Source organism: Nocardioides sp. B129/18, assembly GCF_055282735.1.
In genome coordinates this window covers 137,788-164,129 of the sequence record NZ_JBUZJI010000005.1, presented here as the reverse complement: position 1 = coordinate 164,129, position 26,342 = coordinate 137,788, and the positions used below count along the sequence as shown (strand labels likewise).

25 protein-coding genes are annotated in these 26,342 nt (G+C 74.1%); 6 read left to right on the top strand and 19 right to left on the bottom strand.

The genetic code is table 11. From position 1 onward, the window contains the following. Nucleotides 1-2 precede the first annotated feature (2 nt). The 5 genes from ACZDWJ_RS05765 to ACZDWJ_RS05745 form a co-directional block, all read right to left on the bottom strand. Nucleotides 3-359 carry an L-rhamnose mutarotase gene (locus tag ACZDWJ_RS05765; RefSeq protein ID WP_463519973.1) on the bottom strand — a complete coding sequence of 119 codons (357 nt, stop codon included), beginning with the start codon at nt 357-359 and terminating at the stop codon, nt 3-5. Nucleotides 360-448: 89 nt separating this feature from the next. Next, on the bottom strand, nt 449-1,474 hold the full coding sequence (gene rhaS, locus ACZDWJ_RS05760; protein ID WP_463519972.1) for a rhamnose ABC transporter substrate-binding protein: 1,026 nt from the start codon (nt 1,472-1,474) through the stop codon (nt 449-451). Nucleotides 1,475-1,478: 4 nt separating this feature from the next. Then, nucleotides 1,479-2,570: an ABC transporter permease gene (locus ACZDWJ_RS05755; RefSeq protein ID WP_463519971.1), complete on the bottom strand. Its 1,092-nt coding sequence runs from the start codon at nt 2,568-2,570 to the stop codon at nt 1,479-1,481. Further along, nucleotides 2,567-3,604: an ABC transporter permease gene (locus ACZDWJ_RS05750; RefSeq protein ID WP_463519970.1), complete on the bottom strand. Its 1,038-nt coding sequence runs from the start codon at nt 3,602-3,604 to the stop codon at nt 2,567-2,569. Before ACZDWJ_RS05750 ends, ACZDWJ_RS05755 begins: the two co-directional genes overlap by 4 nt. Next, nucleotides 3,601-5,172 carry a sugar ABC transporter ATP-binding protein gene (locus ACZDWJ_RS05745; RefSeq protein WP_463519969.1) on the bottom strand — a complete coding sequence of 524 codons (1,572 nt, stop codon included), beginning with the start codon at nt 5,170-5,172 and terminating at the stop codon, nt 3,601-3,603. The genes ACZDWJ_RS05750 and ACZDWJ_RS05745 overlap by 4 nt, the downstream gene beginning before the upstream one ends. Nucleotides 5,173-5,402: 230 nt before the next feature. Between ACZDWJ_RS05745 and ACZDWJ_RS05740 the strand changes: the two genes are divergently transcribed. Continuing rightward, nucleotides 5,403-6,419, top strand: coding sequence for a LacI family DNA-binding transcriptional regulator (locus tag ACZDWJ_RS05740; protein ID WP_463519968.1), 1,017 nt, complete (start codon nt 5,403-5,405; stop codon nt 6,417-6,419). Nucleotides 6,420-6,500: 81 nt separating this feature from the next. Here the strand turns inward: ACZDWJ_RS05740 and aqpZ are convergent, their stop codons facing one another. Further along, complete coding sequence (gene aqpZ, locus ACZDWJ_RS05735) at nt 6,501-7,235, bottom strand: aquaporin Z (RefSeq protein WP_463519967.1); 735 nt, start codon at nt 7,233-7,235, stop codon at nt 6,501-6,503. Between the two features lie 373 nt (nt 7,236-7,608). On the opposite strand from aqpZ, the gene ACZDWJ_RS05730 reads away from it, so the two are divergent. Then, the gene (locus tag ACZDWJ_RS05730; RefSeq protein ID WP_463519966.1) at nt 7,609-8,532 is read left to right on the top strand and encodes an excalibur calcium-binding domain-containing protein; all 924 of its coding nucleotides are present in this window, start codon (nt 7,609-7,611) and stop codon (nt 8,530-8,532) included. A 12-nt stretch (nt 8,533-8,544) separates the two neighbouring features. Here the strand turns inward: ACZDWJ_RS05730 and ACZDWJ_RS05725 are convergent, their stop codons facing one another. The 3 genes from ACZDWJ_RS05725 to ACZDWJ_RS05715 all read right to left on the bottom strand — a co-directional run bounded on the left by ACZDWJ_RS05725 (nt 8,545) and on the right by ACZDWJ_RS05715 (nt 11,169). Beyond that, the gene (locus ACZDWJ_RS05725; protein WP_463519965.1) at nt 8,545-9,987 is read right to left on the bottom strand and encodes a hypothetical protein; all 1,443 of its coding nucleotides are present in this window, start codon (nt 9,985-9,987) and stop codon (nt 8,545-8,547) included. A gap of 93 nt (nt 9,988-10,080) precedes the next feature. Continuing rightward, the gene (locus tag ACZDWJ_RS05720) at nt 10,081-10,368 is read right to left on the bottom strand and encodes a DUF1330 domain-containing protein (RefSeq protein WP_463519964.1); all 288 of its coding nucleotides are present in this window, start codon (nt 10,366-10,368) and stop codon (nt 10,081-10,083) included. A 69-nt stretch (nt 10,369-10,437) separates the two neighbouring features. Continuing rightward, a complete protein-coding gene (locus ACZDWJ_RS05715) occupies nt 10,438-11,169 on the bottom strand; it encodes a hypothetical protein (RefSeq protein ID WP_463519963.1) in 732 nt (243 codons plus the stop codon). Between the two features lie 189 nt (nt 11,170-11,358). Here ACZDWJ_RS05715 and ACZDWJ_RS05710 point away from each other — a divergent pair, with 189 nt between their 5' ends. Both ACZDWJ_RS05710 and ACZDWJ_RS05705 read left to right on the top strand, forming a co-directional pair. Continuing rightward, on the top strand, nt 11,359-12,417 hold the full coding sequence (locus ACZDWJ_RS05710; RefSeq protein ID WP_463519962.1) for an RDD family protein: 1,059 nt from the start codon (nt 11,359-11,361) through the stop codon (nt 12,415-12,417). 125 nt (nt 12,418-12,542) lie between these two features. After that, a complete protein-coding gene (locus tag ACZDWJ_RS05705) occupies nt 12,543-13,874 on the top strand; it encodes an ABC1 kinase family protein (RefSeq protein ID WP_463519961.1) in 1,332 nt (443 codons plus the stop codon). A 27-nt stretch (nt 13,875-13,901) separates the two neighbouring features. On the opposite strand, the gene ACZDWJ_RS05700 is transcribed toward ACZDWJ_RS05705, so the two are convergent. From ACZDWJ_RS05700 to ACZDWJ_RS05685, 4 genes are all read right to left on the bottom strand, one after another. Next, entirely contained in the window at nt 13,902-14,393 is a 492-nt protein-coding gene (locus tag ACZDWJ_RS05700) for a GNAT family N-acetyltransferase (RefSeq protein ID WP_463519960.1), read from the bottom strand. Between the two features lie 2 nt (nt 14,394-14,395). Continuing rightward, nucleotides 14,396-14,911: a DinB family protein gene (locus ACZDWJ_RS05695; protein ID WP_463519959.1), complete on the bottom strand. Its 516-nt coding sequence runs from the start codon at nt 14,909-14,911 to the stop codon at nt 14,396-14,398. A gap of 76 nt (nt 14,912-14,987) precedes the next feature. Then, complete coding sequence (locus ACZDWJ_RS05690) at nt 14,988-15,755, bottom strand: VOC family protein (protein WP_463519958.1); 768 nt, start codon at nt 15,753-15,755, stop codon at nt 14,988-14,990. Between the two features lie 2 nt (nt 15,756-15,757). After that, nucleotides 15,758-16,534, bottom strand: a complete 777-nt coding sequence (locus tag ACZDWJ_RS05685; protein ID WP_463519957.1) for a TSUP family transporter — start codon at nt 16,532-16,534, stop codon at nt 15,758-15,760. Nucleotides 16,535-16,686: 152 nt separating this feature from the next. Here ACZDWJ_RS05685 and ACZDWJ_RS05680 point away from each other — a divergent pair, with 152 nt between their 5' ends. Then, nucleotides 16,687-17,544, top strand: a complete 858-nt coding sequence (locus tag ACZDWJ_RS05680; RefSeq protein ID WP_463519956.1) for a cobalamin-binding protein — start codon at nt 16,687-16,689, stop codon at nt 17,542-17,544. 41 nt (nt 17,545-17,585) lie between these two features. On the opposite strand, the gene ACZDWJ_RS05675 is transcribed toward ACZDWJ_RS05680, so the two are convergent. The 3 genes from ACZDWJ_RS05675 to ACZDWJ_RS05665 all read right to left on the bottom strand — a co-directional run bounded on the left by ACZDWJ_RS05675 (nt 17,586) and on the right by ACZDWJ_RS05665 (nt 22,023). Further along, nucleotides 17,586-19,607 carry a vWA domain-containing protein gene (locus tag ACZDWJ_RS05675; RefSeq protein ID WP_463519955.1) on the bottom strand — a complete coding sequence of 674 codons (2,022 nt, stop codon included), beginning with the start codon at nt 19,605-19,607 and terminating at the stop codon, nt 17,586-17,588. Beyond that, the gene (locus ACZDWJ_RS05670) at nt 19,604-20,998 is read right to left on the bottom strand and encodes a MoxR family ATPase (RefSeq protein WP_463519954.1); all 1,395 of its coding nucleotides are present in this window, start codon (nt 20,996-20,998) and stop codon (nt 19,604-19,606) included. The genes ACZDWJ_RS05675 and ACZDWJ_RS05670 overlap by 4 nt, the downstream gene beginning before the upstream one ends. A gap of 80 nt (nt 20,999-21,078) precedes the next feature. Continuing rightward, on the bottom strand, nt 21,079-22,023 hold the full coding sequence (locus ACZDWJ_RS05665) for a universal stress protein (protein ID WP_463519953.1): 945 nt from the start codon (nt 22,021-22,023) through the stop codon (nt 21,079-21,081). Between the two features lie 133 nt (nt 22,024-22,156). Here ACZDWJ_RS05665 and ACZDWJ_RS05660 point away from each other — a divergent pair, with 133 nt between their 5' ends. Next, on the top strand, nt 22,157-23,128 hold the full coding sequence (locus ACZDWJ_RS05660) for an adenylate/guanylate cyclase domain-containing protein (RefSeq protein WP_463519952.1): 972 nt from the start codon (nt 22,157-22,159) through the stop codon (nt 23,126-23,128). Here ACZDWJ_RS05660 and ACZDWJ_RS05655 read toward each other — a convergent pair. From ACZDWJ_RS05655 to ACZDWJ_RS05645, 3 genes are all read right to left on the bottom strand, one after another. Continuing rightward, entirely contained in the window at nt 23,098-24,282 is a 1,185-nt protein-coding gene (locus ACZDWJ_RS05655) for a lipid-transfer protein (RefSeq protein WP_463519951.1), read from the bottom strand. The genes ACZDWJ_RS05660 and ACZDWJ_RS05655 overlap by 31 nt on opposite strands. Continuing rightward, nucleotides 24,279-24,752 carry a Zn-ribbon domain-containing OB-fold protein gene (locus ACZDWJ_RS05650; RefSeq protein WP_463519950.1) on the bottom strand — a complete coding sequence of 158 codons (474 nt, stop codon included), beginning with the start codon at nt 24,750-24,752 and terminating at the stop codon, nt 24,279-24,281. The genes ACZDWJ_RS05655 and ACZDWJ_RS05650 overlap by 4 nt, the downstream gene beginning before the upstream one ends. A 164-nt stretch (nt 24,753-24,916) precedes the next feature. Then, complete coding sequence (locus ACZDWJ_RS05645) at nt 24,917-26,311, bottom strand: cystathionine beta-synthase (RefSeq protein WP_463519949.1); 1,395 nt, start codon at nt 26,309-26,311, stop codon at nt 24,917-24,919. Nucleotides 26,312-26,342: the final 31 nt, after the last annotated feature.

The following is a 26,342-nucleotide window of genomic DNA, read 5'->3' as shown; positions in this document are numbered from 1 at the left end:
CATCACTTCTCGGTGGTGGGGTGGTGCGGGGCGAGCTGGTCCTCGAGGTGGAAGACCTCGGTCAGCCGCAGGAAGCCGGTGTCGGGGGCGGCGCCGTCGAGGTCGAGGAAGAACGGCGCCATCTCGGCCTGCCAGCGGGCGTTGACCTCGGTGCGGCCCATCGCGGCGACGGCGCCGACGGGGTCCTCGCTCTCGTAGTAGCCGACGAGCAGGCCGTCCTCGCGCAGGAACAGCGAGTAGTTGCGCCAGCCGGTCTCGTGGAGCGCGGCGAGCATCTCGGGCCACACGGCGGCGTGCCGCTCGCGGTACTCCTCGAGCCGCTCGGGCCGGACCTGGAGGCAGAAGCAGGTGCGGGTCATGGCGAGTCCTCTCCTGCCGGTCCCCCGGCCGGGCCCGTGCAGGCCCGACCGGAGGCGGCGGTGGGCTCGGCGTCGTGGCCGGGCCGCGATCAGAACTTGAACTGGTCGATGTTCTTGGCGTCGAAGACGAACGGGTCGCCGAGCAGGACGGTGGCGTCGGCGCCGACCTTGTAGTCACCGAGCTTGCCGGCCTTGAAGGAGTCGCCCTCCTTGCCGGTGATGTCGCCGTCGACGAGCGCCTTGGCGGCGTACGCGGCCAGGTAGCCGAGGTCCTCGGGGTTCCACAGCGCGAAGGAGGTGACGGTGCCGTCCTTGACGTACTCGCGCATCTGGTTCGGGGTGCCCAGACCGGTCAGGGCCACCTTGCCCTTGTACTGCGAGGTGGAGAGGAAGCGCGCCGCGGCGGCGATGCCGACGGTGGTCGGCGAGATGATGCCCTTGAGGTTCGGGTGGCTCTGGAGCAGCGCCGAGGTCTTGTCGAAGGACGTCTGGTCGTCGTCGTTGCCGTAGACGGTGTCGACGAGCGTGACGTTCGGGTGGTTCTCGGCGAGGTCCTTCTTCATCAGGTCGATCCAGGCGTTCTGGTTCGTCGCGTTCGCGGCGGCGGAGAGGATCGCGACCTCGCCGGAGTCGCCGATCTGCTCGGTGATGAGGTCGACCTGGACCTTCGCGATGCCCTCGGCGGTGGCCTGGTTGATGTAGAGGTCGCGGCAGTCGGTGCTGGTGTCGGAGTCGAAGGTGACGACCTTCGTGCCGGCGTCGCGGGCCTGCTTGATGGCGTCGCAGATGGCCTTGGGGTCGTTGGCCGAGATCACGAGCGCGTCGGTGCCCTGCTGGGCGGCGGTGTTGATGAACTGCACCTGGCCGTCGGGCGTGGCGGTGTCGGGGCCGACCTCGGAGAACTTCCCGCCGAACTCCTCGACGGCCTTCTTCCCGCCGGCGTCGGAGGTGTCGAAGTAGGGGTTGCCCAGGTTCTTCGGCAGGAAGGTGACGGTCGTCGCGCCGCCGCCGGAGGCGGAGGAGTCGGAGTCGCCGCCACCGCAGGCGGTGAGGGAGAGGCTGCCGACCAGGAGGGCGGCGGCCGCGGCGGTCAGCCGCCGGTGCATGGGCTTCATTGCTTCAGTTCTCCTTGGTGGTGGTGGCGACGTCCGTGGGGAGACGCCGTTGACCGGGGCGGGCTGCCGCGGTGGTCCTCGCTGACCGAAGGCCCGAGAGCCAGGCGAGGAGGCTGGTGGACATCACGGAGGCGATGAGGAGCACTCCGATGACGATGTTGATGACGTTGACGGTGTAGCCCTCCAGGCGCATCGCGCTGGAGATGGCGCCGATGAGGACGACGCCGGCGAGCACGCCGTGCAGCGCACCGCGGCCGCCGAAGATCGAGACGCCGCCGAGCAGGACGGCCGCGATCACCTGCAGCTCCATGCCGGTGGCGTTGTCGCCGCGGGCCGAGCCGAAGCGCAGCGTGTAGTAGACGCCGGCCAGCGCGGAGACCGCCCCGGTGAGGACGAAGAGCCACAGCGTGGTGCGGGCGACGTCGACGCCGGTGAAGCGCGCCGCCTCCTTGCTCAGGCCGATCTCGAAGACCCCGCGACCGAACGGCGTGGCGTGCAGCAGCAGCGCGAAGAGCACCGCGAGCACCGCGATCGGGATCAGCACGACGGGATAGCTGCTGGTGCCGATGCGGTCCTGGACGAAGGAGGTCCAGCGGTCGGGGAAGTCGGTGATCGCGTTGGTGCCGAGCAGGCCCACCGCGATGCCGCGGTAGAGCGCCAGCGTGCCGAGGGTGACCGCCAGGGAGGGCAGGCCGACGTAGGCGACGAGGTAGCCGTTGAGCAGGCCGCACACCACGCCGACGGCGATCGCGACGAGCGCGGCCAGCGGGATGGACAGGCCGGCGTCGTGGTGCAGCTGGCCGACCAGCACGCTGGAGAGGCCCACGACGCTGGCCACCGAGAGGTCGATCTCGCCGGTGATGATCACCAGCGTCATCGGCAGCGCGATGAGCAGGATCGGCGCGATGTCGAGGAACAGGAAGTACAGCGTCAGCGGGCCGTCGAAGTTCGGCACGTTGACGTTGGACCACGCCAGCACCGCGACGAGCAGCGCGATGACCGCGACCTCGCGGGTCAGCAGCGCGCGACGCCACAGCGGGCGCGCGTGCAGGGCGTAGGTGCGCGCCGGGGCGGGCGCGGCGGTCGTCGTCGTCACTGGGTGTCCCTCGCATCCGTGAGCTGGGCGGCCTGGCGGGCCGTGAGGAGGCGGTCGAGGACGACGGCGCCGATGATGAGGAGGCCGACGACGGCCTGCTGCCAGAAGTCGGAGATGCCGAGCAGCGGGAGCGCGCGGTTGATGGTGACCAGCAGGTAGGCGCCGATGGCCGCGCCCCACACCGAGCCGCTGCCGCCGAAGATCGCGATGCCGCCGATGACGGCCGCGCCCACGGCCTGCAGCTCGATGCCGTAGCCGGCGCCGGAGGAGACCGTGCCGTAGCGCGCGGTGTAGACGACGCCGGCCAGGCCCGCGAGCGCGCCGCAGATGACGAACGCGGTGAGCACCCGGCGTCGGACGGGGAGGCCGTAGAGGTGCGCGGCCTCGGGGTCGGATCCGATGGCGTAGAGCTCACGGCCGGCCCGGGCGGTGCGCAGGTGGTAGCCGACGGCCACCAGGACCGCGACGGCGATGAGCGTCAGGACCGGGATGGAGAGGATCTGGCGGGTGCCGAGGGAGAGGAACCCCTCGGGCATGTCGGAGGCGTTGATGCGGTCGCTGCCGGCCCAGGTGAGGAACACGCCGCGGTAGACGTAGAGCGTGCCGAGGGTGATCACCAGCGCGGGCACCTTGCCGAAGGCGACCAGAAGGCCGTTGACCGCGCCGAGCAGCGCTCCGAACGCGACGCCGATGAGCACGACGAGCACCACCGGGATGCCGGGGTGGTCGACGAAGAGCCGGCCCGTGAGGTACGCGGTGAGGCCGAGGGTGGAGCCGACGCTGAGGTCGACGTTGCGGGTCACGATGACCACCGCCTGGCCGACGGCGAGGATCAGCAGCAGCGACGGCGCGAGCAGCAGGTCGCGCCAGCCGTCGCTGGAGAGCACGAAGTTCTGGCTCTTGAGCGTGGTGGCCAGCACCAGGGCCAGGAGCACGAGGCCCACGGCGAGCTCGCGCGAGCGCAGCACGCCGGTGAGGACGCGGCGTCCGGGGCTGAGGGCGCTGGGGGCGACCAGCGCGACGTCGGTGCTCACGCGGAGACCTCCTGGCTCGGGGCGGGCGCGGCGTCGGACGCGACCTCGTGGGTGGCACCGGCGGCGCCGTGGTTCGTGGCCGCGAGCATGACCAGCTCGGGGGTGGCCTCCTCGCGGGAGAGCTCGGCGGTGATCCGGCCCTCGCAGACGACGAGGACGCGGTCGGCCATGCCGAGCACCTCGGGCAGCTCGGAGGAGATCATCACGATCGCCAGGCCCTGGCCGGCGAGATCGGAGAGCAGCCGGTGCACCTCGGACTTGGTGCCGACGTCGATGCCGCGGGTGGGCTCGTCGATGAGCAGCACCTTCGGGTTCGTGGCCAGCCACTTGGCGATGACGACCTTCTGCTGGTTGCCGCCGCTCATGGTGGCCGCCGGCATGTCGAGCGCGCTGGTCTTGACCTCCAGGCGCGCGGCCCACGGGCTCGCGGCGCGCAGCTCGGCGCCCGCGGTCAGCACGCCGGCGCGCGTGAGGCCGCGGCGGATCACGGCGGCGACGTTGCGCCCGACGGAGGCGTCGGTGACCAGGCCCTGCTGGCGTCGGTCCTCGGGGATGAGGGCCAGGCCGGCGGCGATCGCGGCCCGGGGGCTGCGCGGCCGCACCGGGCGACCGGCCAGCCGCACCGAGCCGGAGTCGTAGGAGTCGACGCCGAAGATGGCGCGGGCGATCTCGCTGCGGCCCGCGCCGACGAGACCGGCCAGTCCGACGATCTCGCCGGCGCGGACGGAGAGGCTGACGTCGCGGAAGACGCCGGCGGAGGTGAGGCCCTCGACCTCCAGCACGACCTCGCCGAGCGGCGCGGGCGTCTTGGGGAACAGCTCCCCGACCTCGCGGCCGACCATGCGGGCGACGATGGCGTCGGGGCTGGTCTCGGCGATCGGCTCGGTGGAGACGTACTCGCCGTCGCGCATCACGGTGACGGTGTCGCACAGCGCGAAGACCTCGTCGAAGCGGTGGGAGATGAACACCAGCCCGCGGCCCTCGTCGCGCAGGCTGCGGGCGACGGCGAAGAGCCGCTCGACCTCGACCCCGGAGAGCGCCGCGGTGGGCTCGTCCATGATCAGCAGGCTCGCGTCGAGGCTGATGGCCTTGGCGATCTCGATGATCTGCTGGTCGGCGATCGAGAGGCCCTGGGCGGGGCGGCGGGGGTCGAGGGCGACGCCGAGCCGGTCGAAGAGCGCCTGCGCCTCGGCGTGCATGCGGGCGCGGTCGATGCGACGCCAGCGGTCGCGCGGCTGGCGGCCCATGAAGATGTTCTCGGTGACCGAGAGGTCGGGGAAGAGCGTGGGCTCCTGGTAGATCACCGCGATGCCCGCGGCCTTGGACTCCGCGGTGGAGCCGAAGTCGACGTCCTCGCCGCGGAAGCGGAAGGCGCCGGCGTCGCGGCGGTGCACGCCGGCGACGATCTTGATGAGCGTGGACTTGCCCGCTCCGTTCTCCCCCACCAGCGCGTGGATGGAGCCGGGCGCCACCTGCAGGCTCGCCGAGCGCAGGGCGGCCACGGCGCCGAAGGACTTGCTGACCTCGGCGAGCTCGAGCACCCAGGGGGTGGTGGCGGAGCGGGTCACGGCGGGCACCTCGTGTTCGTCGGCGTTCGGCTCGTCTGACCCCTTTTTGAAAGGTTTCAGAACGAGGAGGACGCTAGGTGACGGCGCTCACAGCCGTCAAGCGTTCCTGGGCAAATAGTTTCCGGCACGTGACGACGCCCAGGTGCGGGACAGGCCGGGGTGGTCCAGAATGACCGCGCGGCTGCCGATACGTTTCAGGTCCGCGACACGACGTCAGGAGGTCCCCCCGAGTGAGCCAGGCATCCCGGTCGGCCTCGGTCGTCGACGTCGCCGCCGCCGCCGGGGTCTCCCTCGGCACGGTCTCCAACGTCCTCAACCGCCCCGACCGCGTCAGCCAGCGCACCCGCGAGAAGGTGCTCGCCGCGATGGCCGAGCTCGGGTTCGTCCGCAACGAGTCGGCCCGGGCCCTGCGCGCGGGCCACTCGCGCACGCTGGCCTACGTGATGCTCGACGTCGGCAACCCCTTCTTCACCGACGTCGCCCACGGCATCGACGCCGAGGCCTCCGGGCGCGACCTCTCGCTCTTCCTCTGCGACAGCTTCAACGACGCCGCCCGCGAGGCCGCGCACCTCGAGGTGCTGCGCGAGCAGCGGGTGCAGGGCATCCTCGTCACCCCGGTCGACCCCTTCGCGCCCCTGCTCGACGAGGTCGCGCGGCACACGCCCGTCGTCATCGTCGACCGCACCCGCGGCGACGACTCCCTGTGCTCGGCCGCCGCCGACGACGTCGCCGGCGGACGCCTGGCGGCCGAGCACCTGATCGAGCGCGGCCACCGGCGCATCGCCTTCATCGGCGGGCCGATGAGCATCGGCCAGGTCGCCGAGCGGCGCGAGGGGGCGCTGGGCGCGGTGCGCGAGGCGGGCCTGCCCGACGACGCCCTGGTCGACCTCCCCACCCCGGCGCTGAGCCTGGTGGCCGGACGCGAGGCCGGCGAGCGGCTGGCCGGCCTGCCCGCCCGACGACGTCCGACGGCCGCCTTCTGCGCCAACGACCTCCTTGCCCTGGGCCTGCTGCAGCAGACCACCCAGAGCGGACGACGGGTGCCCGACGACCTCGCGATCGTCGGGTTCGACGACATCGACTTCGCCGGCGCCGCGGCGGTGCCGCTGACCTCGGTGCGCCAGCCCCGCGACGAGCTCGGACGTGCCGCCGCGCGCCTGCTGCTCGAGGAGGCCGGCGGCGGCGACCATGCGCACCGCACGCTCACCTTCACCCCCGAGCTGGTGGCGCGGGCCTCGACGCTCTGAGGCCGGGCCGGCACGCGTCCGGCCCCGGGAACGCAGCAGGGGCGGGACGGCCGATCCGGCCGCCCCGCCCCCGGCGGTGGATCACTCCTGCTCGTCGCCGAACAGGGTCTGGTGCACGAGGCCCGCGATCGCGGCGCCGACGATCGGTGCCAGGATGAAGACCCACACCTGGCCGAGCGCGTCACCGCCGGCGAACCAGGCCACGCCCAGCGAACGGGCGGGGTTCACCGAGGTGTTGCTCACCGGGATCGACACCAGGTGGATCAGCGTCAGCGCCAGGCCGATCGCCAGGCCCGAGAAGCCGACGGCCGCGCGCTTGGCGGAGGCGCCGAGGATGACGAGCACGAAGAACGCGGTCAGCACGATCTCGGTGACGAGCACGGCACCGAGGCCGTAGCCGCCCGGCGAGCGGTCGCCGAAGCCGTTGGTGGCGAAGCCGCTGTCGACGGCCGAGAAGCCGTCCGTGCCGCTGGCGATCGAGAGCAGCACGCCGCCGGCGGCGGTGGCGCCGACGACCTGCGCGACGGCGTACAGCGGCACGTCGCGCCAGGCGAAGCGGCCCGCGGTGGCCAGGCCGACCGAGACGGCCGGGTTGAAGTGGCCGCCGGAGATGGGGCCGAAGGCGTAGGCGCCGGTGAGCACGGTGAGGCCGAAGGCGAGGGCGACGCCGAGGTAGCCCACCTCGTCGCCGGCCAGCACGGCGGTGCCGCAGCCGCCGAGGACCAGCCAGAACGTGCCGAGCACCTCGGCGCCGAGACGGCGCGTCATCTCGGGGGCGACGGGGACGGACTCGACGTCGACGGTGGCGTCGGACATGGGGTTGCTCCTTCTGTCAGGGAGTGGGGAGGGTGGGACGGGAACGGGGAGGATGCGGGGCCGCGATCAGCGGCGGCGCTCCTGCAGCTTGCGCTTGGCGGCGGGGACGCCGAACAGCGCGAGCAGCTTCCAGACGATCCAGCCGAGGATCGCGAACAGGTTGCGCTTGGGCTTGGCCATGGGAGGCCTCCTTCTCTTGCGCCCTTCGACGGCCTTCGACGAGGGCGGGCTGGTGGCGGAACGGCCATTGGTCGCACGTTCGGGGCCTGACGTCACGCACCGAGGGGGTGGTCTGCGCCACCGCATCGTCGCGCCGGGGCGTGGAGTTCGGCGTTCTGCCTCCCCGCCGGGAGATCCGACGCAGGATGCGGGGGTGACCCGCCTCCCTGCCTTCGTGCATGCCTCCGTGCCTGCCTCCGTGCACGCTCCCGTGCGCGCCGCCGCCCTCGCCGTCGTGGCCGGCCTCCTCGTCTGCGTCCCCTCCACCGCCGCGCACGCGGGCTCCTCGACGCCCCAGGCCGTCAACGGCAAGCGCGTCGAGCTGTCGATGCGCGTGGCGGTGAGCCGCCTGAAGGTCGCGCGGGAGAACCGGTCGGGCTACCAGCGCGAGAGGTTCAAGCACTGGGACGACGTCGACCGCGACTGCCAGAACGCCCGCGCCGAGGTGCTGCGCGCGGAGTCGACGGCGAAGGTCAACAGCGGCTGCACGGTGCGCACCGGGCGCTGGACCTCGGCCTACGACGGCGTCGTGATCCGCTCCGCCTCGAGCCTCGACGTCGACCACGTCGTGCCGCTCGCCGAGGCCTGGGACTCCGGGGCCCGCGCGTGGTCCTCGGCCCGGCGCGAGGCCTACGCCAACGACCTGACCGACGCCAACACCCTGCTCGCGGTCTCGGCGTCCTCGAACCGCTCGAAGGGCGACCGCGACCCCGCCCAGTGGATGCCGCAGGAGCGCGGCTGCAGCTACGTCAAGCGCTGGGTGACGGTGAAGATGCGCTGGACGCTCAGCGTCGACGCCCGCGAGCACGACTTCCTCACGCGCATGGCGCGCACCTGCCCGAGCACCACGATCGTCACGCACAAGGCGGCGCTGACGATGGTGCGCTCGTCCAGCGGGTCCTCCGGCGGCTCCTCGGGCGGCTCCTCGGGCGGCTCGTCAGGCGGCTCCTCGGGCACCGACCCGCGGTTCGGCACCTGCAAGGAGGCCAAGGCCCACGGGTACGGGCCGTACTACGCCGGGGAGACCGAGTACGGCTGGTACCGCGACGCCGACGGCGACGGGGTCGTCTGCGAGTAGCCCGCCGGCCGATCAGCGGGGACGCACCACCGCGTACCCGCTGATCGTGCCCTGCAGGAGCGTGCGGTCGGGCAGGATCGTGCCGACCATCTGCAGGGTGTCGGCCTGCGGCCCCACGCCCAGCGGCTGGGTGCTCAGCAGCCGTCCGCTGCCCGGTGCGATCCGCGCCAGGTCGTAGCGCTGGTCGTAGGCCTGGCCCGTCCGGGCCACGGTGTAGATCACCCGCTCGGCGCGGGAGTAGCGCGGCACCGCGGCGGAGGCGACGTCGCTGCGCCAGCGGGTCGTGCAGCCGCCACCGGCACGCAGGTCGATCCGCTCGAGACCACCGGCGATCGGCGCCGACGCCGGCTCGGAGGCGCCCTCGGCGCCGGCCGGATAGGGGTAGCCGTAGGTGCTGGCGACGTAGACCGAGCGCCCCACGCCGATCGGGGAGTTCTCGGTGCCCGAGGCGCCGGAGGCGAACAGCGGACGCCGGCAGGCGAGGGCGCCGGTGTCGGCGCGGTAGACCAGGAGGTGCTCGCGCGGCACGGCGTTGTCGGTGATCGCGACGTACTCGTGGCCGGTGCGCGGGCCGAAGAAGGTCGGCGTCGCACCGCTGCCCCGACTCAGCTGACCGGGCTTGCGGGCCGGGCCGCGGTCGTAGGCGTGCCGCCACACCGTCTCGATGCGTCCGCGCGCGTCCGCGCGCACGAGCACCAGCGCGCGATCGGTGGTGACGGCCGCGCCCTCGGGGCCGGTGGCGATGCTGTTGGCGACGCGCGCTCCCGTCCCCAGGCCGCGCAGCTCCACGCGACGGGTGCGCGGGTCGACGTAGCCGGCCCGTCCGTGGGCGGTCGCGAACCAGATGCGGCCGTCGTAGCCCGGCGAGACGGTGACGATCGCGTCGCACGTCGCGCTCCCGCAGGCGCGCCGCACCGCGGCGGCGACCGGGAGGCGGTCGACGATCCGCAGCCGCCAGGCGCCCAGCGGTCCGCCGCGGTCGTGGGCGATGCGGACGACGTCGCCCGTGGCGCCGTCGACGGTGACCAGACGATCGGCCGCGTCGACGTAGGCGTACACGCCGCCGAGCAGGGCGCCGGCGCCGAGGTGGAGGCGGGCCACGGGCAGGAGGGTCGTGGGATCGAGCAGGTTCACCGTCGGAGCCCGGTCGACGTACTCGGTGCACAGCGCGATCGGCATCGCGTCGGAGCCGGCGAGGATCGTCGGGCACACCGAGCCGAGGACGACCGGCTGCACCGGCGCGGCGTCGGCGCCGGGGCCGGCGAAGGGCGTCGTGTCGGAGGCACCGGCGTCGCCGTGCATCGACGACGTGCCGTCAGGACCGGCGTAGGGGTTCGGCGGCGGGGTGCCGGGCGGACGTCCGGAGGCGCCGTCGGCAGCCGGTGCGCCGAGGACGGCAGCGCAGATCAGGGCGAGCAGGGCGACCCGCAGGCGGGCTCGTCGAGGGGAGGACACGCTCCCCTCAACGAGCCGAACCCACCTAAGTCACTAGACCAAGGTGGGTCCTGGGTCACACGCCGGGCCACCCGCTCCAGACGGAGGCTGGGATCAGACCCCCGGGACGACGCGCAGGTCGCGCACGGCGCCGCCGTCGAGCGCGGCAAGCGCCTCCTGGTAGGCCGGGGAGTCGTGCGCGGCGATGGCCGCCTCGACGCTCTCGAACTCGACGATGACGCTGCGGGTCTCCTGGCCGGCCTCGTAGACCTTCGCGGGCAGGCCGCGGGCCAGGAAGCGCCCGCCCGCGCCCTCGAGGGCGGGCAGCGCGAGCGCGGCGTACGCGCCGAGCTTGGCCTCGTCGGTGATCTCGACGTACGTGCTGATCCAGTAGGCGCTCATGGGCGCCATCCTGCACGACGCCGCCAGCCCGGCGTCCGATGCCGGCGGCGCCGTGCAGGCGGGTGGCCCTCAGCCGGCGAGCGAGTCCTCGTAGGGCTCGAGGAGGTCGTGGGCGGTGCGCAGGGCCGTCCGGACGGCGGAGACGTCGTCCCTGGCGCTGGTGGCGTGCAGCGCCAGCGCACCCGCACGGGCGGCGTCGAGCGCGGTCTGGGCCAAGGCCAGCGCGGCCTGGGCGTCGGCGTCGTCGGCCAGCGTGGTGGTGAGCTCGGCGACGTCGGCGCTCATCCGGGTCGTGGCCCGCAGGGCGCGCACGGCGACCTGGTAGGTCTCGACGCGGACGGCCTTGAGGCCGGTGACGACGCCGGCGAGGCCGGTGGCGTCGGTGGCCGCGGCGGCCTGAGCGCCGAGGTCGTCGAGGGTGGCGTGGTCGACGAGCGCCGAGGCCTGCAGTGCGGCGACGGCATCGGCGTCGAGGCCGGTGAGCGCACGATCGGAGACGGCACGATCCAGGCAGACGCCCAGACGGGTGACGGCCTTCGCGACGGCGGCCTGTGCGGCGGCGAGGTCGGCGACCTTGCGTCCGCCGTCGCGCACGGCGCAGCCGTGCACCTCGGCGCCGCGGACCGATCCGTGGCCGGCGCCGTGGCCGGCGCCGTGACCGTGGCCGTTCCCGGGGCCGTTCCCGTGACCACGACCGTGGCCGGGACCCGCGAGGGCCGGACCGGCGGCGAGCGCGGGCACGAGCACGGCGCTCGCGGCGAGGAGTGCCGCGCGACCGAGCGCGGAGCGGGTGTGAAGCATGGGTCCCTCCCAGGGATCTGTTGACGGCGTGCCGGAGGTCGACCCGAATCGGGGCACGCTCGGAGGATCGGTCCGCCGTCGGCGGGCCGGAGGGATCGCCCCGGACTCTCATCGAGCTCTCATCCACCGCCGTCGGGACGGCCGGGCCTACAGTCGGCTCGTGCACACCCCGACCGACCGAAGGCGCCGATGACCCCCGACGAGCCCGGCCGCCCCGCGCCCGAGTCCCGCGGCCTGATCGGCCGCGTGGCCGGCTCGGTCACCGGCCGCGTCGTCGACGCCGTCGACGACCTCGTGCTCGACCACGTCGACGTCGACGCCCTCATCGAGCGGGTCGACGTCAACGCCCTGCTCGACCGCGTCGACACCACCCGCCTGCTCGACCGCGTCGACGTCGACCGTCTCCTCGAGCAGGTCGACGTCGACCGGCTGCTCGACCGGGTCGACGTCGATCGGCTGATGTCGCGCGTCGACGTCGAGGCGCTGCTCGCGGGCGTCGACCTCGAGGCGATCGTGCGGCGCTCCGGCGTCCCCGACATCGTCGCGGAGAGCACCGGCCGGGTCGCCGGCAGCGCCCTCGACCTCGCCCGCCGCCAGCTGGTGGGCCTCGACGTGCTCGTCGACCGCGTGGTCGACCGCGTCGTCGACGCCGTGCTCGTGACGGCCCTGCGCCGCCAGGCGATGCCGCGCCGCAACGGCCCGCCGGAGCTGCAGATCGACGCGCCCCTCACCGCCGACGACCCGCGCATGGACGTCACCGGGCACTACGCCGGCAGCCTCTCCCGCGCCGCGGCCCTCGGCCTCGACCTCGGCGCCATCATCACCACCTACACCCTCGGCTACGCCGGCCTCGACAAGCTCACCGAGGCGCTGCTGCAGCGTCAGCTCAGCGGCGACTACGGCGCCCCCGTCGCCGCCACCCTGCTCGTGGGCTGGGGCTTCCTCTACGTCTTCGGCAGCCTCGCCGTCGCCGGTCGCACGCTGGGCAAGGCCGTCGTCGGCCTCCAGGTGGTGCACCGCTCGGGCCGCCCCATCTCGGTGCGCCAGTCGCTCCTGCGCACCCTGATGCTCCCCGTCTCCGCGGCTCTCCTCGGCCTCGGCTTCCTCCTCGCCGTGGTCCAGCGCGACAACCGCGCCCTCCACGACCTGCTCGCCGGCACCTCGGTGGTCTACGACTGGGGCGAGCGCACCGTCCAGCTCCCCGGTCCGCTCTCGGACTTCCTGGCGCGCAGCGGCGCGCGGGACTGACGGGGGCGGTTTCCCCGGATATCCGGGGAAACCGGACGTTGTCAGGGGAAGCCTCCCCTGACAACGTCCAGTTCTCCCTGACCTGAGCCCGGCTCGGAGTTGCCTCGGACGGGCACACTGGAACGGTGAACGACCTCCCCCGCAACGCCGCCCGACGCACCGCGCGCCTCGCAGCGCTGCCGGTCGCGTACGCCGGACGCCGCTCGCTCGGCCTGGGCAAGCGGCTGGGCGGGAAGCCGGCCGAGGCCGTCATGAGCGAGATCCAGCAGCGCACCGCCGAGCAGCTCTTCCGCACCCTCGGCGAGCTCAAGGGCGGCGCGATGAAGCTCGGCCAGGCGCTCTCGGTGCTCGAGGCGGCGCTCCCCGACGAGCTCGCCGGCCCCTACCGCGAGCAGCTCACCAAGCTCCAGGACGCCGCCCCGCCGATGCCGACGGCCGTCGTCCGCGACCAGCTGGCCGCCGAGCTCGGCCGCGACTGGCCCGAGCGGCTCACCTGGCTCGACGGCGGCCCCACCGCGGCCGCGTCGATCGGCCAGGTCCATCGCGGCACCTGGGTCGACGGCCGCGACGTCGCGGTCAAGGTGCAGTACCCCGGCGCGGCCGACGCGCTGGTCGCCGACCTGCGTCAGCTCTCCCGCGTCGCCCGCACGATCGGGCCGCTGGTGCCGGGCATCGAGGTCAAGCCGCTCATCGAGGAGCTCCAGGCCCGCGCGGTCGAGGAGCTCGACTACCGGCTCGAGGCCGAGGCGCAGCGCGCCTTCGCCGCCGCCTACGCCGAGGACGCCGAGATCGACGTGCCCGGCGTCGTCGACGCCGCCGAGAAGGTGCTGGTCACCGAGTGGCTCGACAGCGCCCACTCGCTGGCGAAGGTCATCGCCGAGGGCACCCAGGCCGAGCGCGACCACTACGGCTCGCTGTTCGCCCGCTTCCTCTTCACCGGCCCGGCGATCACCGGGATGCTGCACTCCGACCCCCACCCAGGGAACTTCCGCGTCATCCCCGCCGACGACGGCGGCCTGGGCCGCCTCGGCGTCCTGGACTACGGCGCGGTGGCTCGCCTCGACGGCGGCTGGCCGACGTCGATGGGCCGGCTGCTGCGGCGCGCCGCCGACCAGGACGCCGACGGCCTCGTCGCGCTGCTGCGCGAGGAGGGGTTCATCCGCGAGCGGATCACCCTCGATCCGCAGCTGGTGCTCACCTACCTCGCGCCGTTCGTCGAGCCGGCGCGCACCGAGGAGTTCCAGTTCTCCCGCGAGTGGATGCAGGCGACGTTCGCGGCCATCAACAACCCGCGCGATCCCGCGTTCACCGTCGGCATGAAGCTGAACCTGCCGCCGGCCTACCTGCTCATCCACCGCACCTGGCTCGGCGGGCTGGGCATGCTCAGCCAGCTCGGCACCAAGGCGCCGTTCCGTCAGATGCTGCTGGAGAACCTGCCCGGCTTCGCCGAGGGCTGAGGGCCGGGTCCGACCTCGGCCAGCGCCTCAGCGCAGGTCGAGATGCATGACGTGCAGGCCGACGGGGCCGTGCGTCCGCGAGCGGAAGGCCCGCGGGACGGTGCCGACGACCTCGAAGCCGAGGCTGCGCCACAGCCGCACGGCGCCCTCGTTGGTCTCGACGACGGCGTTGAACTGGATCGCCTCGAAGCCCTGCGCCCGGTGCCAGGCGACGACGTGCTCCCCGAGCAGCCGCCCGACGCCGCGGCCGCGCGCCTGCGGGGCCACCATGAACGACGCCGTGCCGACGTGGTCGCCGCGTCCGGGCCGGTTGGGACCCATCTTCGCCGAGCCGAGCACGACGCCGTCCTCGTCGACCGCCACCACGGTGCGGCCCGGCGCCGACTCCAGCCACAGCCCTGCGGCCTGCGCGGAGGTGAGGTCGTCGGGGTAGGCGTAGGTCTCCCCCGCCTCGACGATGGGGGCGAAGAAGCCCCAGATCGCGGGCCAGTCCTCGCGCGTGGCCTCGCGGATCCTCACGCTCACCGCGCCGCCCGGGCGTCCAGCGCCTCGCGCATCAGGTCGGCGTGCCCGGCGTGGCGGGCGGTCTCCTCGATGAGGTGCAGCAGGATCCAGCGCAGGCTGGCGCGCTGGCCGTCGGAGCGGCGGGCGCGGGCGGCCGGGAGGTCGAGCCCCTCGGGACGCGCGAGCGCGTCGTCGAGGATCGCCTCGGAGGCGGCGACGGCCTCGTCGTACCGGGCGAGCAGCGCCGCGGGCTCCTGCCCGGCGGCGACGTGCCAGTCGAAGTCGACGTCGGCCTCCCAGTCGACCCCGACCCAGACGGGCGCGGGTCCGCGGTCGAGGAGCACCTCCCCGAGCCAGTAGTCCTCGACGTAGGCCAGGTGGCTGAGCATGCCGCCGAGGGTCATCGTCGAGGGCGGCAGCGCGGTGTCGAGGGCGGCCGCGTCGAGCCCCGCGCAGCGCTCGCGGACGGCCGCGCGCTGCTCGTCGAGGAACCGGCGCAGGAGGGTGGCCTCGTCGGCCGCGAGCGACGTCATGACCCCAGCCAAGCAGCCCCGGACGGCCCGCGCACGCGGGTTTCCCGGTGTCCTCCCGGACGCCGGCCGGGGCGCCTCAGGACGGCAGACGGCCGGTGCGCGGGTCGCGGTCGGTGACGCAGAAGGCGCGTCCGACCGGATCGGTCAGGGTGGTCCAGCGGGGCCCGCCGCCGACCTCGACGGCGCCGAGCGCGACGAGCCGGGCCACCTCGGCGCGGCGGTCGTCGGTGGCGAGGTCGAGGTGCGCGCCGACCGGACGGTCGCCTGGGTCGGCGTCGTCGGCGTCGTCGGCGTCGTCGGCGTCGAGGCGCTGCAGCATCAGCCGCAGCGGCTCGTCGTCGCGACGCTCCAGCGGGAGGAAGGTCGACGCTGACGACGTGACGGTCGCGCGCTCGAGGAGCGCGGTCCAGTAGGCCAGCTCGGCGTCGAGCAGCCGGGGCGGGACGTCGAGGCAGACCTGGTCGACGAGGCTCGCGTGGCCGGCGTCCGCCCGCAGCGGCGCGGCGCGACGCGACTCCCCACCCGGGACCGTGCAGTGCGCGAGGCCGCCCGGGGAGCGGAGCACGACGTAGCCGTGGTCGGCGACCTCGACGGCGCCGAGGGCGAGCGCCCGGTCGGCCAGCGCCCGCGGGTCGGGGACGTGGAGGTCGAGGTGGACGCCCGCCTCTCCCGCCGCCAGGCGCTGCACCCGCAGGTGCGCGTCGCCGTCGACGGGCAGGAGCGAGGCGAACTCGGCGTGCTCGCCGCGGTCGGGCGAGGGCGTCGTGCCGGTGGCGGCGGCCCAGAACCGCTCGGCGCGGGCGGCGTCGGCGACGGGGTGGTCGAGGAAGGCGGTGAGCCACATGGTCACCACACTCCCAGGACGCTGCCGCCCAGACGCACCACGAAGCCGCCGACCACCACCAGGAAGAAGCCACGCACGAACCGCGAGCCGCGCGCGACCGCCGTCCGGGCGCCGAGGTAGGAGCCGCAGAGGTTGGCGGCGCCCACGGCCAGCCCCACCTTCCACAGCACCGCGCCCTGCGGCACGAAGACGCAGAACGCGGCGAGGTTCGTGGCGAAGTTCGCCAGCCGCGCCTGGGCGGAGGCGTCGAGGAAGCCGTAGCCGAGACCGACGAGGCTGATCACCAGGAAGCTGCCCGTGCCCGGCCCGAGCGCCCCGTCGTAGAACCCGATCACCGCGCCGCCGAGCAGCGCCAGCGCCGTGTGCCGGTGCCCGGCGAACCGCAGCCGGGTGGTCTCGCCGAGCTCGGGACGCAGCAGCACGAACGCCCCCACCCCCAGCAGCGCCACCAGCACGATCGGCTCGAAGGCCGACCGCGGGATCTGCGAGGCCACCAGCGCCCCCGCCGCCGACCCGGCGAAGGCGGTGGCCATCAGCGGCACGAACGTGCGCGGCTCGGGCCGCACCCGCCGGTAGTAGGTGAGCGAGCTCGTCGCCGTCCCGCACACCGAGCCGAGCTTGTTGGTGGCCAGCACCTGCACCGGCGTCGCGCCCGGCAGCGCCACCAGCAGAGCCGGCAGCTGGATCAGCCCACCCCCGCCCACCACGGAGTCGACGAACCCCGCCGTCAGCGCCGCCAGCGCCAGCAGCGCGAGGACGGTGAGGCTCGGGTCGGACATCGTCGGTCAGCCTAGGGCGCGGGCCGGCGTCGGCATGTAACGCGGAGTCCCGTGCACTTCCCACCGTTTATATGCGGGGGTCAGTGCACGGGACTCCGCGTTACAAGGGGTTACATGGGGTGGGGACGCCGGCGCCCGCCTACGCTCGAGACGTGCGCATCGTGTCCCTCCTGCCCTCGACCACCGAGATCCTCTTCGCCCTCGGGGCCGGGGACGACGTCGTGGGCGTGACGTTCGAGTGCGACACGCCGCCGGCCGCGCGCGAGCGTCGCATCGTCTCCTCGACCGCGCTGCCCGAGGGGCTCGACCCCGCCGGCATCGACGCCTTCGTCTCGGCGGCGATGGCGCGCGGCGAGGACCTCTACCGCCTCGACGCGGGCGCGCTGGCCGATCTCGACGCCGACCTCGTCGTCACCCAGGACCTCTGCGCCGTCTGCGCGCTCGACGTCGACACCGTCTCCGAGGCCCTCACCCACCTCGGCTGCACCGCCGACGTCCTCACCGTCGACCCCCACACCCTCGACGACGTCCTCACCAGCATCGTCGTGCTGGGCCGCGCCACCGGCCACCGGGGCGCGGCGGAGGGGCTGGTGCTCGACCTGCGTCGTCGCCTCGACGGCGTCGCGCGCGCCACGGCCGCCCGCACCACCCGGCCGCGGGTCGTCGTCCTGGAGTGGACCGACCCGCCCTACGCGCCCGGCCACTGGATACCCGAGATGGTCGACCTCGCCGGCGGCGAGTGCGTGCTCGGCACCGCCGGGGAGCGCTCGGTGCGCACCACCTTCGACGACGTCCGCGCCGCCCGTCCGGACCTCGTCGTCGTCGCGCCCTGCGGCTACGACCGCGCCGGCGCCCAGGCCCAGGCCGACGCCCTCGTCGCCGCGGGCGTGCTGCCTGAAGGCGTCCCGGTGCACGCCGTCGACGCCGACGGCCACTGGGCGCGTCCGGGTCCGCGGCTCGTCGACGGGGTCGAGGAGCTGGCCCGGGTGCTCGCCGCCCTGCCGTTGTAACGCGGCGGACGCCGGTGGGCGCCTCCAGACCGGGCCGAGGGTCAGCCGACCCAGAACCCCCGGCCCCCGAAGAAGTCCCCCATCGACGGGCCGCGTCCGCCGCGGGTGCGGTCGCCGAGGTAGGAGCCGACGACGGCGGCGCCGAGGTCGTCGAGCTCGGGGGCGACGACGCGGCCGTCGACGCGGCGGGCCATCGACTCGATGAACCGCGCGAGGCCCGGGTCCTCGCCGAGGCGGAAGAACGTGGTCTGCGCGCCGAGGCGCTGCGCGGCGTCGAGCTCCTTGACGGCGTGGGCGATGGTCAGCGGGTGCGGCGGGTAGGAGAACCACACCTCACCGGAGGACTCCAGGTGGGCGGTGGGCTCGCCGTCGGTGACGATGAGAAGCACCGGCTGGGCGTTGGGGTGCTTGCGGAAGTGCCGGTTGGCCAGCAGCAGCCCGTGGTGGAGGTTGGTGCCCTTGTCCCACATGGCGTCGAGCGCGGTGAGCTGCTCGATGTCCATCACCTCGGCGTGCCGGCCGAAGCCGATCAGCTGCAGGGCGTCGCCGCGGAACCGCGAGCGGATGAGGGTGTGCAGCGCCAGCGCGGTGCGCTTCATCGGCACCCAGCGGCCGTCCATGGCCATCGAGAACGAGGTGTCGACGAGGAGGGCGACGGCGGCCTGCGTGCGGGCCTCGGTCTCCTGCACCTCGACGTCGTCGATGGAGAGCCGCACGCCCGACGCGGCCGTGCCGCCCTCGGAGACGGTGCGGACGATCGCGTTGGTGATCGAGCGGGTGACGTCCCAGGGCTCGGTGTCGCCGAACTCCCAGGCGCGGGTGGCGCCGGAGCGCTCGCCGGCGGCGCCGGCCTTGTTCATGTCGCGCTGGCCCTGCCGGCCCGACATCCGCTGGGCGACGTCGCGCAGCAGCGCCTTGCCGAGCTGGCGCATCGCCTTGGGCGTGAGGCGCAGCTGGCCGTCGCTGCCGCGCTGCAGGGTGCCGGAGTCGCGCAGGGCGCGCTCGAGCTCCTGCAGCGTGCGGGCGTCGACGGCGGCCTGGTCGCCGAGCTGACGGGCGAGCGCGTCGAGGTCGACGTCGTCGAGCCGGGCGCCGCCGTAGCCCTGGCTGAGCTGCTCGGAGAGCCGGTCGAGCTCGGCGATGTCCTGCAGGACGCCGGTGCCGTCGCCGAGGCCGACGCCCTCGCCGCCCTCGCCGAAGCGCTCGGAGCCCGACCAGTCCTCGCCGGGCCGCAGGGCCTGGAGGTTGGCGTCGAGCTGGGCCAGCGACTCCATCAGCTGCGGGGAGCCGAAGGCCTGCGCGGAGAGCTCCATGAGCTCCTGACGCTGCTCGGGCGTCATCGAGCTCATCATCCGCTGGGCGGCGGCGGCGCGCTGGGCGAGCGCGTCGATGAGCTCGTCGACGTTCTGGGGCCGCTCGGGGAAGAAGTCCCCGTGCTGGTCCATGAACTGCTCGAAGTCCTCGGGGGTGTCCTCGCCGCGCGCGTGCTTGGCCAGCAGCGCGTTGAGGTCGGTGAGCATCTCGTTGATCGCGGCGCGGTCCTCGTCGGTGGCGCCCTCCAGCGCCTCCTTCATGCCCTGGAAGCGCTGGTCGAGGAGCTCGCGCCCGAGGAGGTCCTTGATCTCCTCGTAGGCCTGACGGGCCTGCGGGCTCTGCCAGTCGTACTGCGCGAGCTCGCTGACGGCGGACGCCGGCGAGGGCGGCAGCGAGTCCAGCTGCATCTCGCGCAGGGCGCGCTCGCCGTCGTTCATCATCGCGTCGCGGGCCAGCTGCTTGCGCTCCTCGAGGACGGCGCGCTCGAGCAGCTCGCGCACCTGCTGGAGGGTGCCGTCGAGGTTGGTGCGCTCGAGCAGCTCGCGACGCCGCTCGGCGACGCGGCGGGCGAGGTCGTCGAGGCCCTGCTGGTCGCGGCCGCCGCGGCGCAGGAACTCGCGCATCGCCCGCTCGGGGCTGTAGCCGGCCATGACGTCCTCGCCGATGGCCTCGAGGGCCTCGGCGAGGTCGACCGGCGGGGCGAGCGGGTCGCCGCCGGTGTAGCGGCGGTAGCGCGAGGGGCGGCTCATCCGTACACCGTCTCCGACCCGTCGGAGTCCTTGCCGATCTTGCGGGCGAGGTAGAGGCCCTCGAGCGCGAGCTCGACGGCGGCGGCCCGGTGGCCGTCGTCGGTGGCGCCGAGCCGCTCGCAGACCTGGTCGTAGAGGTCGGACTCCCCCAGCACCGGCAGCCCGTGCAGGACGTCGCGGGCGGTGACCTTCTCGCCGGTGGTGACCATCTGGCCGTTCTCCAGGGCCTCGACGAGCAGCGCGAAGTCCAGGCCGCGGAAGTGCCCGCGGACGGTCTCGGCGATGGCGGTGCGCAGCAGGTGGGTGAGGATCTCGGCCTCGCGGCCCTCCTCGCCGGACTCGAACTCCACCTTGCCGCCGAGCACCTCGACGGCGGTCTCGACGTCGACGAGCCGCGCGACGGCGGCGTCCTCGCCCTGCGTGGTGGCCCGCCGCAGCGCGGAGGCCGCGATGGTCTCGGCGCCGGCGATCGCGAAGCGGGCGCTGACGCCCGAGCGCTGGTCGACCGCGGAGGACTCGCGCAGGTTGCGGGTGAACCGGGCGAGGATCTCGAGCACGGCGTCGGGCACGGTGGCCACGAGCTCGGCCTCCTGGCGGATGACGGCGATCTCGTCGGCCAGCTCGGTGGGGTAGTGGGTGCGGATCTCGGCGCCGAAGCGGTCCTTCAGCGGGGTGATGATCCGGCCGCGGTTGGTGTAGTCCTCTGGGTTGGCGCTGGCCACGACGAGCACGTCGAGCGGCAGCCGCAGGACGTAGCCGCGGATCTGGATGTCGCGCTCCTCCATCACGTTGAGCATCGCGACCTGGATGCGCTCGGCGAGGTCGGGGAGCTCGTTGATGGCGACGATGCCGCGGTGGCTGCGCGGGATGAGGCCGAAGTGGATGGTCTCGGGGTCGCCCAGGCTGCGGCCCTCGGCGACCTTCATCGGGTCGACGTCGCCGATGAGGTCGGCCACGGAGGTGTCGGGGGTGGCGAGCTTCTCGGCGTAGCGCTCGTCGCGGTGGCGCCAGGCGACCGGCAGGTCGTCGCCGAGCTCGGCGGCGCGACGTCGACTGCCGACGCTGATGGGCTCGTAGGGGTGCTCGCCGAGCTCGGAGCCGTCGATGACCGGCGTCCACTCGTCGAGGAGGCCGATCAGGGTGCGCAGGAGGCGGGTCTTGCCCTGACCGCGCTCGCCGAGCAGCACGATGTCGTGGCCGGCGAGGAGGGCGCGCTCGACCTGCGGGATGACGGTGTCCTCGAAGCCGTGCAGCCCCGGCCAGGGGTCGCGGCCCTCGCGCAGGGCGTCGAGGAGGTTCTCGCGCAGCTCCGCGCGCAGGCTGCGCTGGACGTGGCCCGAGGCCCGCAGCTGGCCGACGGTGCGGATGTCACTGAAGGGGGAGGTGCTCACGTCCTCACGCTAGCGCCGCGCTCCACATCGAGGGCGGCGAAGCGGGGACGGCCTCCGGTCAGCGGTGGGTCGGCGGCGGGTCAGGCGCGACGCGCGGTCGGCACCACGACGACCGACGAGCGCGCGTGCTCGAGCACGGCGCCGGCCAGGGAGCCGAACAGCGCCGTGCCGACCGCGCCGCGACGCTCGGCGCCGACGACGGTGAGGTCGCGCCCCAGCGAGGCGCGCACCAGCGCCTCCTCGGGCGCGCCGTGCCCCACGAGGCGCTCGACGACGACGTCGGGGAACTTCTCGCCGAACCCGGCCAGGGCCTCCCCCAGCAGTGCGTCGGCGTCGCCGTGCGCCTCCTCCTCGACGGGCGTCAGCGGGACCCCCTCCCGGGCGAGGTCGCGTCGCGCGTGGAGGGCGATCAGCCGCCAGCCACGCAGGGAGGCCAGCCGGAAGGCGGTCTCGAGGACGTCCCAGCAGGCGGGGTCACCCGCGACGCCCACCAGGACGCCGCCGGGACGCCCCAGCGGATCGGCGACCGTCGATCCGCCGTCGCGGACGACGACCGTCGGCAGCGTCGCGTGCCGGGCCAGGGCCGCGCTCACCGAGCCGAGCAGCAGGCTCGCCAGCCGGCCGCGACCCCGGGAGCCGACGACGAGCAGCGAGGCGTCGCGGGCGGCGTCGGCGAGCGCGACCCGCGGGTCCCCGTCGCGCAGCACGGCGACGACGTCGAGGTCGGGGTGCCGCTCGTGGAGCCGCAGCTGGGCGGCGAGCAGGAGGGCGCGCGCCTCGACCCGGTCGGCCTCGGCGAGCGCGACGGCGTCGACGCCGGCCTGGTCGATCCAGGCGCTGCTGAGCCCCGAGAGCGGCGTCAGGGCGTGGACGACCACCAGCGTCCGGCGCTCGTGCGCGGCCTGCGCGGCCGCCCAGGCGAGGGCCTGCTCGGAGGCGGACGAGCCGTCGAGGCCGACGACGACCGCGCCGGGCGGGATCGTCGGGGCCGGGAGGGGTGAGGACAGGGCGGAGCCGGGGGTCATGGAGCCACCCTCGGCGATCGCGACGCCCGGGAGCAGGGCCGCGGCGCCTGAGCCGCAGGGACGAACGTCCTTCCCTGCCCGTTCGGCTCGCCTTCCGGCCCGCCGGGGCCGGGGAGTCAGTAGCCTGCGAGACGTGACGACGGTCCTCGCGGTGCTGTGTCTGCTGCTCGGGCTGGCGCTGGTCGCCGTCGCGCTCGGGGCAGGACGGGCGCTGGCCCGCACCCGCGCGGAGCTGGAGCGCACGCGCGCGCAGGTGGCCCGTCTCGAGGCCGATCTCGACACCGCGCTGCGCCCCTCGCCCGCGGCCTCCACCGCCGAGCGGGCGGTGCGGGCGGTCGTCGGCACGGCCGCGCGGGTGCGTCGTCACGGCGTCACCGGGCTGCTGGCGATGTCGCTCGACGAGCTCACCGCCTGGGCGCTGGAGCAGCGTCCCGACATCCTCGAGGTCGCCGCGCCCGACGGCACCGTCACCCTGCTCTTCTCCGACATCGAGGACTCCACCGCCCTCAACCACCGCCTCGGCGACCGCGCGTGGGTGAAGGTCCTCGAGGCCCACGACGCCCTGGTGCGCGGCGCGATCGAGCGTCGCCGCGGGCAGGTCGTGAAGACCGCCGGCGACGGGTTCATGGTGGCCTTCCGCGATCCCACCTCCGCTGCGCTGGCGGCCCGCGCGATCCAGCGCTCGCTGACCCGCTCGCTCGATCCACGCCTGCGGCTGACGCCGGTGCGGGTGCGCATCGGCGTGCACACCGGCACCGTCATCTCCCGCGACGGCGACTACTTCGGACGCAACGTGGCCCTGGCCGCACGCGTCGCGGCGCTGGCCGGCGGCGGGGAGGTGCTCCTCAGCGACGCCGTCGCCACGGCCGTGCGCGGCCACCGCAAGCTGGTGCTCGAGCCGGCCGGCGACGTCGCGCTCAAGGGCCTGCCCGGCAGCCACCGCGTGTGGCGACTGCTGCCCGAGGCGCGACCGCCACGCGAGCTCCCCACGTCCGCGGAGAGCCCCGAAGCCCCCGGAGCTCCTCGGCCACCCGGAGCCCCCGGAGCCCCCGTAGCCCCCGGGGCCGCCGTGGCTCAGCGGGCCAGCAGCACCGACGAGCCGTGACCGAACAGGCCCTGGTTGGCGGTGACGCCGACCCGGGCCCCCTCGACCTGGCGACCCTCCGCCTGCCCGCGCAGCTGCCAGGTGAGCTCGCAGACCTGCGCGATCGCCTGGGCCGGAACGGCCTCCCCGAAGCAGGCCAGACCGCCGGAGGGGTTCACCGGGATCCGTCCGCCGAGCGTGGTCTCCCCCGCCCGCAGCAGCACCTCGGCCTCGCCGGGCTTGCACAGCCCGAGGTCCTCCATCCAGTCCAGCTCCAGCGCGGTGGACAGGTCGTAGACCTCGGCCACGTCGACGTCGGCGGGATCGATGCCGGCCTCCTCGTAGACGGCGTCGCCGATCGACTCCTTGAACGTGCGCGCGGGTGTGACGCCGCCGGAGGCGTCGGTGGAGAGCAGCGGCATGTCGATGACGGTGTTCGGGAAGGTCGGCGTCACGGTGGAGACCGCCTTGACCCGCACGGGGTCCTTCACGCCGAGCCGGGCGGCGTACTCCGGGCTGCACAGCACGACCGCGGCCGCACCGTCGGAGGTGGCGCAGATGTCGAGCAGGTGCAGCGGGTCGCACACCACGGCGGAGTCGAGCACCTCCTGGGCCGCGACCTCCTTGCGGTAGCGGGCGTGCGGGTTGTGCAGGCCGTGACGGGAGTTCTTGACCTTCACCTGCGCGAAGTCGGCCTGCGTGGCGCCGTAGAGGTCCATGCGACGGCGCGCGTAGAGGGCGAAGTAGGCCGGGTTGGTCATGCCCAGCAGCCGGAAGCGCAGCCAGTCGGGGTCGTCCCACCGCTCGCCGGCGTTGGGCGCGAGGAAGCCCTTCGGCGTCGTGTCGGCGCCGACCACCAGCGCCACCTCGCTCATGCCGGCCAGGATCCGCGCCCGCGCGGTGTCGATGGCCTGCGCGCCGGTGGCGCACGCGGCGTAGGACGTCGCGATGCGCGCGCCGTTCCAGCCCAGCGCCGAGGCGAACGTCGAGCCGGCGACGTAGCCGGCGTAGCCGTTGCGCACGGTCTCCCCGCCGACGACGAGGTCGACGTCGGTCCACGGCACCCCCGCGTCGGCCAGGGCGGCCCGCGCCGCGTGGACGCCGTACTGCACGAAGCTCTTGCCCCACTTGCCCCACGGGTGCATGCCCGCGCCGAGCACCACGACGTCGCTCATGCCGACACCGCCTCGGCGGTCTCGTCGACCGGCGCGACCGGCGCGACCGGGCGCCAGCGCCAGATCGTCCGCTCGCCGGTGTCGTCGACGTAGAGCGTCTCGACGACCAGCTCGGCCTCCGCGCCCACCCGGAGGTCGTCGACGCCGAAGCCCGCCGCCACCTGGCCGAGCACCACGAGGCCCTCGGGGAGCTCGACGGCGGCCAGCGCGAACGGCTCGTAGGGGTCGCTCGCCGGGACGTAGGGCGCCGGCGGCCGGTACTGCGCGTCGGTGTAGGACCAGATGCGTCCCCGCCGCGAGAGCGCCGCGCTCTCGAAGTCCTCGCCGTCGCAGGCCGGGTTGCGGCAGAAGCCGGTCGCGGCCGCCGTCGGCGGGAAGAACACGGTGGCGCACGTGGTGCACCGGTCGGCGGTCAACGCCGGCTCGGGCCCGGTCGTGAACCAGCCCTCGATCGCGGGGGTCGCGGTCATGCCTGCCTCCAGAACTAGAACAGGTTCTGATTCTAGGGGCAGGGGGTGGGTCGTCCGAAAGTCTTGGCGGCCAACCGCCGAACCTTTCGGTTGGCGTTCGAACCTTCGAACGCCAACCGTGGGTTTCGGCGGTCAGCCGCTGAAGCGTCTCTCTCCCCCGCGCACTACCCCCGCGCGAGGAACGCCAGGAGGTCCTGCCGCGTGAGGACGCCGACCGGCTTGCCGTCCTCGTGCACCAGCACCGCGTCGGCGCCCTCGAGAAGGCCGACGGCGTCCTGGGCGGCGGCATTGGAGCCGATGGTGGGAAGCGGGCCCGACATGTGGTCCTCGACGGGGTCGGTGAGCCGTGCGTGGCCGGCGAACAGCGCGTCGAGCAGCGCCCGCTCGGACACCGAGCCCGCCACCTCGGCGGCGACGATGGGCGGCTCGGCCCGCACGACCGGCATCTGCGAGACGCCGTACTCCTGCAGGATCGAGACGGCCTCGGCGATGGTCTCGGCCGGGTGGGTGTGGACGAGGTCGGGCAGGCCGCCGCTCTTGCCGCGCAGCACCTCGCCGACGGTGCGGCCGTCGCGCTCGGCGCCGGTGAGGAAGCCGTACTGCGCCAGCCACTCGTCGTTGAAGACCTTCGTCAGGTAGCCGCGTCCGGAGTCGGGCAGCAGGACGACGATGACGGCGTCGCGACCCTCGGGGGTGCCGGCGAGCTCGTGGGCCAGCTGACGGGCCGCGAAGGCGGCCATGCCCGACGAGCCGCCGACGAGCAGGGCCTCCTCGCGCGCGAGGCGTCGGGTGAAGGCGAAGGAGTCGGCGTCGGAGACCTCGATGATCCGGTCGGCCAGGGTGCGGTCGTAGGTGTCGGGCCAGAAGTCCTCGCCGACGCCCTCGACGAGGTAGGGACGCCCGGTGCCGCCGGAGTAGACCGAGCCGGCCGGGTCGGCGCCGATGATCTTGACGTCGGGGTTGCGCTCCTTGAGGTAGCGCCCGATGCCGGAGATGGTGCCGCCGGTGCCGACGCCCGCGACGAAGTGGGTGATGCGGCCCTCGGTCTGCTCCCAGATCTCCGGGCCGGTGGTCTCGTAGTGGGAGCGCGGGTTGTTCGGGTTGGCGTACTGGTTGGGCTTCCACGCGCCCGGCTGGGAGGCCAGGCGGTCGGAGACGTTGTAGTAGGAGTCGGGGTGCTCGGGGGCGACGGCCGTCGGGCAGACGACGACCTCCGCGCCGTAGGCCCGCAAGACGTTGCGCTTGTCCTCGCTGACCTTGTCGGGGCAGACGAAGACGCACTTGTAGCCCTTGGCCTGCGCCACCATCGCCAGTCCGACGCCGGTGTTGCCCGACGTCGGCTCGACGATCGTGCCGCCGGGCTGCAGCTCCCCGGAGGCCTCGGCGGCCTCGATCATCCGGGTGGCGATGCGGTCCTTCACCGAGCCACCGGGGTTGAGGTACTCGACCTTGGCCAGGACCAGCGGACCGTTCGGGTCCGTGGGCATGTCCAGCGTGCGCGAGAGCCTCAGCAGCGGGGTGTGGCCGATGAGGTCCAGCAGAGATTCGACGTAGTCCACGAGCCTCACCCTAGGGCGTACCAGGCGGCGC

Excerpts from the sequence above, each read along its gene's own strand:
- ACZDWJ_RS05765 (WP_463519973.1), bottom strand. The coding sequence starts at position 359 with ATGACCCGCACCTGCTTCTGCCTCCAGGTCCGGCCCGAGCGGCTCGAG.
- rhaS (WP_463519972.1), bottom strand. The coding sequence starts at position 1,474 with ATGAAGCCCATGCACCGGCGGCTGACCGCCGCGGCCGCCGCCCTCCTG.
- aqpZ (WP_463519967.1), bottom strand. The coding sequence starts at position 7,235 with ATGTCCGACGCCACCGTCGACGTCGAGTCCGTCCCCGTCGCCCCCGAG.
- ACZDWJ_RS05720 (WP_463519964.1), bottom strand. The coding sequence starts at position 10,368 with ATGAGCGCCTACTGGATCAGCACGTACGTCGAGATCACCGACGAGGCC.
- ACZDWJ_RS05715 (WP_463519963.1), bottom strand. The coding sequence starts at position 11,169 with ATGCTTCACACCCGCTCCGCGCTCGGTCGCGCGGCACTCCTCGCCGCG.
- ACZDWJ_RS05710 (WP_463519962.1), top strand. The coding sequence starts at position 11,359 with ATGACCCCCGACGAGCCCGGCCGCCCCGCGCCCGAGTCCCGCGGCCTG.
- ACZDWJ_RS05695 (WP_463519959.1), bottom strand. The coding sequence starts at position 14,911 with ATGACGTCGCTCGCGGCCGACGAGGCCACCCTCCTGCGCCGGTTCCTC.
- ACZDWJ_RS05690 (WP_463519958.1), bottom strand. The coding sequence starts at position 15,755 with ATGTGGCTCACCGCCTTCCTCGACCACCCCGTCGCCGACGCCGCCCGC.
- ACZDWJ_RS05685 (WP_463519957.1), bottom strand. The coding sequence starts at position 16,534 with ATGTCCGACCCGAGCCTCACCGTCCTCGCGCTGCTGGCGCTGGCGGCG.
- ACZDWJ_RS05675 (WP_463519955.1), bottom strand. The coding sequence starts at position 19,607 with ATGAGCCGCCCCTCGCGCTACCGCCGCTACACCGGCGGCGACCCGCTC.
- ACZDWJ_RS05665 (WP_463519953.1), bottom strand. The coding sequence starts at position 22,023 with ATGACCCCCGGCTCCGCCCTGTCCTCACCCCTCCCGGCCCCGACGATC.
- ACZDWJ_RS05655 (WP_463519951.1), bottom strand. The coding sequence starts at position 24,282 with ATGAGCGACGTCGTGGTGCTCGGCGCGGGCATGCACCCGTGGGGCAAG.
- ACZDWJ_RS05650 (WP_463519950.1), bottom strand. The coding sequence starts at position 24,752 with ATGACCGCGACCCCCGCGATCGAGGGCTGGTTCACGACCGGGCCCGAG.